General features: G+C 34.9%; 13 protein-coding genes and 3 pseudogenes. 1 reads left to right on the forward strand and 15 read right to left on the reverse strand.

Features of this window, described 5'->3' with window-relative positions:
- Positions 1 to 3: 3 nt before the first annotated feature.
- Positions 4 to 339 (forward strand): annotated as a pseudogene (locus L0Z58_RS02785) (WO male-killing family protein Wmk); the annotation flags it as partial.
- Between the two features lie 92 nt (positions 340 to 431).
- On the opposite strand, the gene L0Z58_RS02790 reads toward L0Z58_RS02785, so the two are convergent.
- The 15 genes and pseudogenes from L0Z58_RS02790 to L0Z58_RS02865 all read right to left on the reverse strand — a co-directional run bounded on the left by L0Z58_RS02790 (position 432) and on the right by L0Z58_RS02865 (position 11,986).
- Positions 432 to 1,340, reverse strand: coding sequence for a patatin-like phospholipase family protein (locus L0Z58_RS02790; protein WP_010962679.1), 909 nt, complete (start codon positions 1,338 to 1,340; stop codon positions 432 to 434).
- 15 nt (positions 1,341 to 1,355) lie between these two features.
- Positions 1,356 to 1,571 carry a hypothetical protein gene (locus L0Z58_RS02795; RefSeq protein ID WP_022626301.1) on the reverse strand — a complete coding sequence of 72 codons (216 nt, stop codon included), beginning with the start codon at positions 1,569 to 1,571 and terminating at the stop codon, positions 1,356 to 1,358.
- 54 nt (positions 1,572 to 1,625) lie between these two features.
- Positions 1,626 to 2,147, reverse strand: coding sequence for an ankyrin repeat domain-containing protein (locus tag L0Z58_RS02800; protein ID WP_010962680.1), 522 nt, complete (start codon positions 2,145 to 2,147; stop codon positions 1,626 to 1,628).
- A gap of 56 nt (positions 2,148 to 2,203) precedes the next feature.
- The gene (locus L0Z58_RS02805) at positions 2,204 to 3,148 is read right to left on the reverse strand and encodes a contractile injection system protein, VgrG/Pvc8 family (RefSeq protein WP_010962681.1); all 945 of its coding nucleotides are present in this window, start codon (positions 3,146 to 3,148) and stop codon (positions 2,204 to 2,206) included.
- A complete protein-coding gene (locus L0Z58_RS02810) occupies positions 3,149 to 3,358 on the reverse strand; it encodes a tail protein X (RefSeq protein WP_010081876.1) in 210 nt (69 codons plus the stop codon).
- The gene (locus L0Z58_RS02815) at positions 3,355 to 3,702 is read right to left on the reverse strand and encodes a phage tail protein (RefSeq protein WP_022626303.1); all 348 of its coding nucleotides are present in this window, start codon (positions 3,700 to 3,702) and stop codon (positions 3,355 to 3,357) included. Before L0Z58_RS02815 ends, L0Z58_RS02810 begins: the two co-directional genes overlap by 4 nt.
- Positions 3,702 to 5,966 (reverse strand): annotated as a pseudogene (locus L0Z58_RS02820) (phage tail tape measure protein). The gene L0Z58_RS02815 and the pseudogene L0Z58_RS02820 overlap by 1 nt, the downstream one beginning before the upstream one ends.
- A 109-nt stretch (positions 5,967 to 6,075) precedes the next feature.
- A complete protein-coding gene (locus tag L0Z58_RS02830; protein ID WP_010962685.1) occupies positions 6,076 to 6,333 on the reverse strand; it encodes a phage tail assembly protein in 258 nt (85 codons plus the stop codon).
- 340 nt (positions 6,334 to 6,673) lie between these two features.
- On the reverse strand, positions 6,674 to 6,874 hold the full coding sequence (locus tag L0Z58_RS02835; protein ID WP_007303020.1) for a hypothetical protein: 201 nt from the start codon (positions 6,872 to 6,874) through the stop codon (positions 6,674 to 6,676).
- Between the two features lie 61 nt (positions 6,875 to 6,935).
- Complete coding sequence (locus tag L0Z58_RS02840; protein WP_010082216.1) at positions 6,936 to 7,433, reverse strand: phage major tail tube protein; 498 nt, start codon at positions 7,431 to 7,433, stop codon at positions 6,936 to 6,938.
- A gap of 11 nt (positions 7,434 to 7,444) precedes the next feature.
- Positions 7,445 to 8,631 (reverse strand): annotated as a pseudogene (locus tag L0Z58_RS02845) (phage tail sheath subtilisin-like domain-containing protein).
- Complete coding sequence (locus tag L0Z58_RS02850; protein WP_010962686.1) at positions 8,624 to 9,175, reverse strand: hypothetical protein; 552 nt, start codon at positions 9,173 to 9,175, stop codon at positions 8,624 to 8,626. Before L0Z58_RS02850 ends, L0Z58_RS02845 begins: the two are co-directional and overlap by 8 nt.
- Before the next feature lie 6 nt (positions 9,176 to 9,181).
- Positions 9,182 to 10,612: a hypothetical protein gene (locus tag L0Z58_RS02855; protein ID WP_022626305.1), complete on the reverse strand. Its 1,431-nt coding sequence runs from the start codon at positions 10,610 to 10,612 to the stop codon at positions 9,182 to 9,184.
- Complete coding sequence (locus tag L0Z58_RS02860; protein WP_010962688.1) at positions 10,609 to 10,803, reverse strand: hypothetical protein; 195 nt, start codon at positions 10,801 to 10,803, stop codon at positions 10,609 to 10,611. The genes L0Z58_RS02855 and L0Z58_RS02860 overlap by 4 nt, the downstream gene beginning before the upstream one ends.
- A 4-nt stretch (positions 10,804 to 10,807) precedes the next feature.
- Entirely contained in the window at positions 10,808 to 11,986 is a 1,179-nt protein-coding gene (locus L0Z58_RS02865) for a hypothetical protein (RefSeq protein ID WP_010962689.1), read from the reverse strand.

Here is an 11,986-nt window from a genome sequence, read left to right on the forward strand (position 1 = left end):
TCTTTGAACGTTCCCGAAATACACGAATATGAAATAGGATACACTGCCATATCATTTGATAAATTATATCAAATAGCAGAAGGATTATCAGTGAATATTAAAGTTCTGCTACCTAAAACAAGAGAAAGCAAAAAGCTATTGAGTTTAATGGATGAGTACAGAGAACAAGAATCATTAGTCAAATCTCTATCTGAAGATATGAAAAGTGGCAAGGAAAAAGTTAAAAAAGCAGAGAAAATCAGGGTTGCAAAAAATCTAGTGAAGGCGGGTGTTTCTACTGATGTTATTTTGCGAGCAAGTGGCCTAACTGTTGATGAGTTAGGTGAGTGTGAAAATTGAATTGTGTTTAAGATATAAGTAAAAGTAGTTAATATATTAACTATTCTAAACCCTTATTTAGCTCTGCAGAATTTTTTTGGCATTTCTACGTATCAAGATAAAACATCACAGAATTTATCTATCAGTTCCTGATTGTCCTCTATCATTGCATTTGCCTCTTGCTGAAGAGATTTGATATTTTTTGATGTAATATTATCCATGTCAGGTGATGCTATTTTCAATTGCGATTGTATGCGTATATATTTATCAGCTATAACTTGATCAAGTTGGTAATTTACTGCATCTAAACTTGAGGCAAACATTACGTTCAACAGAGGTTTTATCCAACCTATCTTTCCAAATCTCCTTGAATTAGCTATGCTTCTATCTGTTCTTCCAGTACCTATCGATAACAGTAGAATATCATCATTTGGAAATAACCTCTTACCACTTGCATATGCACAAGCTGCTGGATTATTGGCAAACACCCCTCCATCCACTAATACCATTTCCTTTTGGTTGACTTTTAAATATTTAGGTGCAAAGTAAGTAGGTGCTGCAGTTGCAGCTCTGAGTGCATCTTTCAGCTTAATATTACCTTCTTTCCAGCTTTTAAAGAAAAATGGGCAGTTATTCTGAATATCGTAACTCGTAATCAACACATTACTTAAAGTGTTTTTTAGAATATCCTCTCCAAAATATTTATCCAGTACAGATTCAATATTTTTATGTGGATATTGTGCGCAGTTAAACCAAGATAGTATTGATCGCCTAAAAAATGAAGACTTAAAAATATATGGTCCATATTCCCGATAGAACTCGACTAAATCATTAGCAGAATATTGAGGTTTATCTTTTTTACATAATCCTGCTACAACAATCCCACCGGTTGAAGTACCTGCCATAAGATCAAAGATTTCAGCAATCGTTTTTCTTGTCCTTTGCTCTATTTCTGCGAGAATAATGGCAGGAATGATTCCTCTAATTCCACCTCCATCAACGGATAAAATGTATTTTACCACTGTGAAATTTAGTTGTTATTTGTGTTTTTGCTCAAGCTCATTAACTTCTTCAATGAGGTTTTTTACCCGCTCCTCGAGGCGATAAACTGTTTCCATTAGTCCGTGATTTCGTTCTATAAATTGATCGTGAATTTGTACTCTTAAATCAAGCTTAGCGAGCCACCAAATTGTTGCTACGGTCTGTATTACCATAGTGATAATTACTGCTAGTGGGATTTTTTGATTTTGCATGTTTCTCCTAACTGTGTAATCTTTCAACTACTTCTTGTTTCCGGTTACGAAATATTACTGCTCAGATTCATGTTCTTTTTCAGCATTATAGAGCAAGTGTATAATTTCATCGTATGGTTTATCTTTATTGTGCCGTGATCTTAGCACAGCTACATCTCTTGGGTTTTTTCCATCTATATCTCTAATATTAGGATTTGCGCCTTTCTCCAATAAAAACTTAATAACTTCTAGGTGTCCTTCACCTGCAGCGTGATGTAAAGCTATTCTTTTAAATGCATTTCTATCAAGTGCGTTTATATTTACTTTTTCCTCTTCTATTAAAAATCTGATAATGTCTAAACATCCTTTTCTTGCTGCACAATGTAACGTTGTTCCACTCAAGTTTGGAGCCATATCCTTTACTAAAAGTTTTACTATTCCTAAGTTGCAATTACTAGTAGCCACTTGTAATGTTTTGTTATAATTATCTGTAGCTTTAGATTTTTGATAGCAATAAGTAATAACAACGCATACTATTAATAGTATGAACCATACGAAATGTAGTTTATCTCTTTCATTATACTTTATTTTTTTCATATTTGGCACACAGTTTCTTAATATTAAATAGATCATTACTCATTTTTTTCTTAACATTACTTACTCAAAGATGCTGACAACATAGTAAGGTAACCCGAGCTATTTAAAGTATGCTCCGCTCTATTAATTATCCATTCACCATCTAACGCTTGATTAAAACCTAGAAGATTAAGTTTAGCTTCTGCAAAAATTTGAGGATTACCAGGCATAGTTACATCTAAAGTTTCATTGTTAAGCTTCAATTGTTTCAACTTGGCATTTGCTGCACTTAGTGCTGACTCTGCATTTGAGTAAAGTTCCAGCATAATATAACTTGGCTCACCGCTACCAACTGTTTCTTTAATAGTTTCGCCCTTTTCATAGCTATGCCACTTTGCCACTACTGAATTATACTTATCACGTACGGTAAAATGCACTTTCCAGTTAATTGTATCTTGAGGTCTAATAGTCGTTGTTCCTAAAGCTTTTCCTGTGGCTGATTTTGCCATGTTTTTTGAAATAAATAATATATACCCACTAGCTAATTTTGCCATTGCTTCACGCTCTGTTGCGATCTTTGTTAACAGACTTATATCACTTTCATCTGCCTGATTAATATGGGGTATCAATACATCCTTAAATTCCTCAGCGACTTTGTATCCATATCCATGTTTTTGGGCTATTTCTTTTACTAAGTTTTCTATGGTAATTTGGCGCCATTCTTTTGATACTTTTGCCTTCAAAGATATTCTTAAATTTGTTGCATGAGCTTTGATTAGTAGAGTCTTAGGTGGACCCTGTATAGTCACTTCGTTGACTGTATATATACCCATTGGAAAGATTCCAAATTCCTTATAACCTAGTGCTATGTTCAATTCATTCGGAATATCTATGTCTTCATCCCTGTAATCAACACACACTTCAACTACATCATCTATTATTCCTGATTCATCTGTAAGGTGCAATGATATAACTCTATCTTTAATTGATTCACATTTATCTATTATAAAATCTGGCTGCATTTATTCCCAGACCTTTAATTTTGACTTTTGTACTATTTTCTTAATAGTAGGAAGCTTTATCTTTAATCCTGCGGGCAAAAAGCTTCCGTATTCTGCCAAACCCAAGTTCTCTGCTAGTACTAATTCCACTACTCCATCAGTAAATCCGTAATGTTTCCAGCAAATCAGATCTAACATCTCATTTTCTTTACTCACATAGTATATAGTCATCTATAGCTTTTTAAACTCAAACTAAATTCAATTTTTCTCGGTAGTCCATTAGGTAAAAAATACATCTGCTTTTCTTCTAACCTAGTAATTACGAATTGTCCTAAAATATTACCTAAACTATCTACTAAAATATGTGGTTTTTCAGTTTCTTTCACACTCTTTAATTGATTTAGCACGTTGAGATTATGCAGATAAATCATTCCTTCTAAATCTATATTTTCTACACCTTGACCGATATTTTGTAATAGTGGCATATTTTCAATACACTCAATCGTGCTCCAACGATTTTCTCTGCTATACTTTAAACTTGTGGGAGCAAACTTATACGGACCAAGAGATAGCATCAATAAAATGTCTCTACCGTATCAAATAAAACATCACGTGACTTTTCTCTTATCCTTTTTATTACTTCATCTGCAAGACTACGAACATCTTGGTTAGGTTCTGCTTTAATGCTGATAGTGTAATTATTAGTGATGTTCTGAGTTTTATTTTGTTCTTTATTTTCAAACTTACTCCTTGCAAATATCTTATCGCTCTCTGTCTCCTCAATAAGGCTTTTGACTCTGAAGCTATTTTTATTTCTCTTTGAAAATTCTTTAATTATACTGTTACCTAGCACAGGATTTCCACTGTTGAGAATATTACTTTTTAGGGGAGTGTGCACTGCTTTTACTTCAGTTTTTCTTTTTTCAAACTCTTTCAGTGGGCTATTTCCCAATACTTTTCCAAATATACTTTCACCTATCCATGAAAAAGCTTCTTCTATGGGTTTTATTATCGATTTCCAAAAGCTAGAGAAAAAGTCTTTTACCTTTTGCCAGTTAGTTATAACAAGTGCTGCGCCAGTGACAAGTCCAGTAATTAAAAGTCCTATAGGGTTAGCGAGTGTTACTGCTCTTAGTCCTGTTACTACTGCAGGAAAAACTGTAGCTGATAAAAATGAAAATACTCCAAGTAGGTTTGCTTTCAGACTAAAAATCGTACTTCCTAGCAATGTAAATCCGTATCCTAGTCCCACTGCTACAACTTTTAAACTTATCAAGGCTGCTACAGTACCCATGATTGCTTTGGTTAAAGTTGGATATTTTTCTGCAAATAACGCTATGCTTCTAGTTTTTTCTTGTAAAAATTCAGCTATAGATTTTAAAGTAGGCAGCATCACTGAACCCAGGTTCATACCAACTTCAGCTATTGCGTTGCGAAGAAGTCGTAATTTACTGGCTGTGGTGTCTACACGGTTTTGAAATTCTTTCTGCAACGAGCTCTTGTACTCTTCTGTGTCAGATAGTAACCTTATAGCATCTTCGTATTTGTTAAAACTTCCAGCTAATAATGCAATATCATCTTGATATTCCTGACCGAAAAGTTTCATAAGGATTGTAGAACGTTCCTGGTTATCCATTTTCTTTAGAGCTTGAAAAAAGTAGAGTAATGCTTCTTCGCCGTTTTCGCTTATTCTTTGTACTATTTCTTCTGCAGTTATGCCCATTTGCTCTAATGCTGCTTTAAAATCCCCTCCTTGTTCTTCAGCAGTCTGAAGTTTACTAAGTAGAGCATTTATAGCAGTTGCAGCTTTTGCTGGTTGTTTACCTAAACTAACGAAGGCATTTACTAAACTACTTGTTTCCTTGATGTCAAGACCAAATTGTTTTGCAGTACCACCAACTATTGCTAGAGCTTCAACCATATCTTTTGCTTTGGCAGCAGTGTTATCTGATAAGTGATTGATTACATTACCAACGTATTCCATTTTACTAACATCAATTCCATAAACGTTAGAGAGTTTAGCTATAGAATCACCTGCTTGCTCTGCAGACATATCAAATGCTGTAGACATTTTTGCCACTGTTTCTGTAAACATAAAAAGATCTTCTTTCTTGATACCAAGTTGACCACCACTTGCAGCTATTTGTGCCAGTTCTGCGGCTGATAATGGTATAGTACGTGACATCTCTTTTAACTTCTTTGCAAATTTAGTTGCTTCATCCGTTCCTTTTTTAAAATCTACCACTTTTGTAACATCAGCCATAGCACTTTCAAAGTCAATTGCAACTTTAACTGGAGCTGCAAACGTTAGCCCTAGCCCAATAGTCTCTATAATTTGTGACTTAAAATGTGCTTTGCTTGCTAAAAAACTTTGGTGACTACGTATTGCAGATCCAAGCTTACCATACTTACCTTTTAATACTTCAATAGAAGAGCCAAGTTTATGTTGGTCACTTACTAAGTACTTAATATTTCTTCCACTTTTTCTTACTTCTTCATTAAATGAATGCAAAGCATCTCTCTTTTTCAAATATGCTTCTTTTGCTTTTATTGCAGAGGTTTTGGCCTTGTCAAATTCTGCTTTTAAAGTTTTGCTCGGTTTCTCTATTGCCTTCATTTGTTTAGCTCAAGATTTTACTTGATCTTCAAAGCCTTTCCATGACCTCTTGCTAGTCAAAACATCATGACCTAACTGCTTAAACTTTGATACTGATTTTAAAGATGAGTCAAGCTTTCTTATATTCTCACCAAGATGAGTAAGTTGACTGCTACTTCCTTTTATTACAGTACTGAAACTGCCATCTAAAACTGCTCCGATTTTTATAGATAATGTTGACATTGTACCTTCCTCGCTGCTTTATGCCATAAGATAAATTCATTAATCTCCATATCAAGTATTTGTTCAACCCCGCCTCCTACAACAGAGCTGAACATTAATACTTCTAATCTCAAGTTTTTTGGATAATCGGTGAAAAAAAATCCTTTAATACCTCTTGAATTTTCACATAATCAGCAATATCTAACTCTTCAATTGCTTCTTTTGCAACTGATGTCAAATTGGCAGTCAAAGTTACTTCTTTACTAAGGTCACTACCATTTAAGCTTTCAATTGCAAGATAGTCTCTAACTTTTGGACGTCTAACAGTAAGTTCTGAGACAGAAATTCCATCAACTGTTATTGGGTTATTAAGTGTTATAGCTTGCATGTTCCTCCTTAAAAAGTTAATTAAATAAAAGTCTATATCGGCTTTTACATAACTAATTTCTTTGTATGGTGCTATAAATAGGATTAGCTTTGATAAGAATCTTTTCTGTGTTCAATTGAAGTAATAACTACTGTATGTTCTGGTACATCTATATAATAAAGTATACCTCACCCGTAGACTACGTTGTCCACTTAAGTTATGCTTTAATGGCTTTCCAAGTCCAATTGGATCAACTGTTAGACGCTCCATTATTGCCTTCTTAATCATTAACTTTACTTTTGCTGGAAGAGCCGGAATGTCTTTCTTTATAACAGATTCTGAATAGTCTATATTGTAAGGCTTAATCCCAGAAGGCATCTTGATGTTTAACCCTCTTTTCTTTATAGCGTTCGTCAGCAATCTTAGATAATTCCATATCTTCAATTTCTTCTTCCATTAATTCAGTTAATAACTTTAAAACGGACTTGTCTTGAGATTGTGCTACACTAACAAGTAAACCAGTTAGCTGCTCTATGGAATTTGTATGAGCTTTAGAATCCATATTAACTATATACCTACAACTTCTTATATTTTAACATTTTTATGTAATTTTGTCAACCATATTAGATCCCTAGAATCGTTTGTAGCAAGGCCATTTGATCAACGCCATTTATCTTTCTAATCATATTTTCAGCATCGATCTCTATTAATTCATTACCACCTATAGTAAGTTTATAATAATGGGCAGCTACAGTACACTTCAGCGTTGCTTTCTCAGCAGGTTTCCAGTTGCCAAAGTCAAACTCTTTAAAAATGCCTCTTAAATTGATTATTACTGCTTCAATATCATTACCTTGCATTCCTCCACGGAGCGTTAAAGATACTGAGTTTCCATCTATCAAGCCAAAAAGTCTAAATAGTTCTGAATCATACTCAGCAAAAGTAAAGTCTGCTTCAAGCTTTTCCATGCCCATGTCAATATTTATTGGAATATCCATACCACCAGCTCTGTACTCTTCGGTTTTTATGGTAAGCTTCGGCAAGGTTATTTCATCTATTTTTCCTGCATAACCACGACCATCTACAAATACGTTAAAATTTCTCAGTATTTTGGGTAACACTTCGCTTTCTCCTAACTTATTACACTATTATTTACAAGATGGGATCTGAATATTATTTGCTCAGCTGGATATGGCGGTGTAAACTCAAAATCAAAAGACACTTTTCCGCTTGCAATATTTGCCGGTGTATTGAGTTCGGGAGTTGCATAACATTTTCCACTGATAATTGCTCCTTGCGCTTTTAAACTTGCAAGGTAAGAATTCACCCCCTCAATCACATCATCTATATAAGTTTTGGTGATATTGCGATCAACTGCCCAGAGATGAGCTCGAAGTAAACTATCGTTAATTAAATCTGCAGTGCGCCTTACTGATAGAAAAGCCCATTTTGAGTCATTTGAACATGTTCTATTTCCCCAAAGCCTATAGCTGTTTTGATGAATTATCGTTGTTACTTCATTTTCATTTAAGTGGTTTGCTCTGCAATTTGCATAACCTAAGCTAAAATCAATAGGCCTGCTTGTTCCAACAATACCATTTATCTCTTTATTTGAAGGTGAGTGCCAAAATCCTTGTTCGCTATCTACTTTTGCTATTAAACCAGCTACAAATGTGCTTGCTGGCAAGGTTCCTTCTTTTCCTTCAATAAATACCTTAACCCATGGATCAACAACGTAAACTCTTGAGCTGCCTACACTTTTTCTCCATTTTATTGCTTCTTCATCATTAGTATTTGGTCCGTCTGCAACAATAATTGCTCTTAATTTTTCTGCTATGGAAATTAAAGCACTCACTACTGAATTTACTCCATCTATTTCAGGTAACTGATGAGTAAACTGAGGTGCAATTAATATTCTTGGAGCAACATGAACTATACTTTCACTACTGAGGAATGCCTCTATCCCTTGATATTCTCCAGTCTCTTTATCAACTCCACCGATTATACTTTGAATAGTTCACTTTCTTTGAGCTTTGGATCGCTGTTTTCACTTTCTTTAACTCGAATAACTACTACTGTTGCACCAATCTGGGAAAATATTCCATTTATTGCAGAAGGTAAACTGCCACTCTTTCCGAGCTTTGCTGCTTCCTTTAAGCTTCCTGCAACTAACACTGGTTTATTTAGCGGAAATTTTTGCTCATCTGCTTCAGGTGCAGTACCAATTACACCTATCACTGATGATTTAGCTGTACGTACTGTCTTTGCTCCTGAGGTTACCTCAATAACATTTACGCCATGTAAAAATTCTTCAGCCATTTCTTTGTATTTTTTTCCTGAAATCATCTAGCAAAGTCTGTAGCTCATTTTCACTTTTGGCTTCTTCAATCTTTCTTTTGGCTAAATCTTCAAGCTCTTCACATTTAATTATTGCTTTTACTGCTTTTTTCACTTTTTCCTCAATTATTCTTGCCATTTCAATAACCGTAATACCACGGACTTTTGCTAAAGGTTCTATAATTTCTTTATCCTTTTCATCCTGGTCTGCTAGAATGCTTTTTGCGGCTTCCGCTTGAATCTCATAAGATTTAGCTTTTTGGTGAGAATGACCTGCATATTGGTGAGTATGATTATCATAATAGAAACGCATACTATCAAATGCACAAAGCTTCGCATTATCCAGTAACTCCTTTTGTATATCTTCTTTAGTACGCTGAGCAATTTTTCCTCCTTCTGTTAAACAATAGCTTTTTTGCCAATCAAAATCTTCTGGTGCTTCATACCAATCATTTTCAGTTGGCTTGCTTTCAAGTGTTGTTGTTTCTACTTGTTTATCATTTTCAAATCTAATGTAGATAGACATTGTTTGTTACCTCCAAATCTCATACGTGTTAGATAATCCTGGACATTGCCAACCCCTGAGCGTCCTTTCCACATCTACCTCAAGCCCTGTGGTGAGAAAATTGCTACGTATGTTATAAATCCCCCACTGAATAAATTGACCATAGTTGTGTACATAATTTGATGCAAGCATACCTTGACTAACTTGTGTTCTGGAATACAGATAAGATGATGTGTAAAGTAATATTGCAACTGTTTTTCCTGCTGGAATCTCCACATTACCAGATCCGGCTAACTTGCTATCAGAACTCGTGTATTGGTAAACATTTTTCCATACTATTTTTGAAATACTTGATTTATTAGAATTAGTGTTATCAGGAGTTCCCACAAATAATCCTGCTCCCCCATACTCCGTACTCGAATACGATGATCCAACAAATTCCATTGTCTTATTTATGTTCACATTGGTTGTATTTTTTACAAATACTACTCCAAGTGCAGCATACGGGTAATAGTATATCTCATCATAACTACCCGAAAAACTTTTTGTGCATAACTCTCCGTAAATAAATGTTCCTTTACTTCCCTCTATAAAACTTAGTTGTCTTGGCCGATAAAAACTAACGTAATCTGTATTGTACGTATGGCTACCTGCTAGTAGTTGTAACATATAGTCAGTTTTTGTTATATCACTACTCCACTTTCCAAGCTCTGTCGTAAAAGTTCCGTGGCCAAAATAATTATTTTTTCTGCCAAGTACACCAAATAAGAAAGGTAATGACCCTGGTTCAACCATGTTGCGCTTTCTTATTTCATTTATAAGAGACGCTTTTAACTGTTCATCCCGAGTTTTTACCTCATTCAGGATGTTTTCAATTCGAGTTTCTATTTCCCTAATAATTGATGAGCCACTTGGCACATCATTAACAGTACGGAAGTTATTCACTAAACCTTTAAGACCATCTTTATGACTGTTACTAATGCTATTTATTGCTGCAATATTGGCATTCTTTCTCGTATCAAGTAGCGATAAATTTGTTGTTCCTTTTTCATCAATTCTCTTTAATAACTGCTTCTCTGATTCAGAGATCACTGCTAAAGAACTAGCTTTTTTATTATCCAGATCAGTTAAGTGTTTTTTTGCACTATCAAGAAGTTCTTTTAGCTTACCATCTGTCATCTGTACAATTTCAGAAACTGCACTTTTGTCGATTATTGATTCCAATGCTTTAGCAAGATATGCTAATTGATCTGGTGTACTGTTTTCTGCTAAATCCTTAAGCCTCTTTTGTAGTGCATCAATTATTTCTTTTACTTTAGTCATTTGCGCAATATCAGAAATAGCTTTTTTATCTGCTATCAATTCCAGCGATTTTGCAAGATATGCCAGTTGATCAGGTGTGCTACTTACTGCTAAATCCTTTATCCTTTGATGTAACGCTTCTATTGCTTCTTTCATTCCCAAAAATTCAAAAAAGTTTCAAATCTAAATCGTTCAAAATTACTTTTAAGTTGATTATGTTTATTTTCTCTATTACTCATATCCTCATCTACTTTTTCTATAGCTCTGCGAATACGTACTACATCTTCCACTGCAATATTCTCTGGGTGTGGCAAAGGATATCCGCGCCTCGTTTCATCATTTGGCATTTTCTTACGTTATAACAACCCGCAAGTTTTTTACCTTTGGCCGATAAATAACCGTTCCACTTAAAACCAATTTTACCCTTGTTTCATTGCTATTAAAGTTTGTTAGTACATGAGTTCTCTCCACCCAATTTTCCCCAATAGGTTTTCCTGATGTTAAATTTACTAATTGCCATCCTTTGACGCTTTGTTCCACATATGCTTTAACATCTGCAGTGCCAGGTATTAGCGCATCATAGGTAATTGTTATCTTAGTGTTAGCTCCTGCTGTAATGCTCCTTGTAACATAATCTCCGGACTCTGAAAGATTACCTAGAACTAGCTGTAACCCAGGATAGAGGACAGGACTTTTTTCTTTTGCACCTTTTAAATTTGCCTTTACTGTTAACTCTCCAGATAGTCTTTCACGCAGCGCGAGCGGCAAATTATCAGACAAAAAGTTTTCTTTCCCTTCTTCATCTGTTAAGATAAATTCTACATTGGTATCAAATGCTACTTTTTCAACATTTGTTAAAACTATTAAATCTGATACGTTGTTTGCAGTGACTTTACCAAGATCAATAACATGAGAATTTTCACTAAATTTTGCAGCTAGTAGTCGAAACGTTAAATCTAAATTTTGATGCGGAGTCCAGGTACTTGCATTACTTGATGATAGTAATACTCCTACTTGATATGGCTGACTCGTTACCCAGCGGCTATTTACTACATCATATTCGCCAAGCTCTGCTATTTTTACTGCTGTATCTGCATCATCGGTTAGCAAAACTATTGCATATTCTCTGCTAGATTCACACCAGACAGGAGACCAAGTTATACGTGTTGCTGTGCCATCTATCTTTATATCTTTTGGCTCAATATAGCTTTCAGCAATGACAGTCTGCGAGGGCATTCCCACTGCTGTTTCTCTAATCTGAACAACAACACGTTTTTTGCCTTTATTTACAAACCATAGCTCCACGCCTCCTATGTGTCTGCTCTCATTTAGCGTAAATGTTTGGGCTAAAGGATCAACTCGTCTTGCTGCGATCACTCTTCTTCTTTCTTCTATGGTAATAGTTTTTTTACCAGTATAAGTTGCCTCTCCATAGCTTCCTTTATCCCCATAAAACTGTACTAATTTAGTACCTGCTGGAATGTTTGCTGGGATTTTTATCTTTCCACTTATTCGTCCTTGATTTTCCAC

The organism is Wolbachia endosymbiont of Aedes aegypti, assembly GCF_021496215.1.
In the GTDB taxonomy this organism is placed as follows: Bacteria; Pseudomonadota; Alphaproteobacteria; order Rickettsiales; family Anaplasmataceae; genus Wolbachia; species Wolbachia pipientis.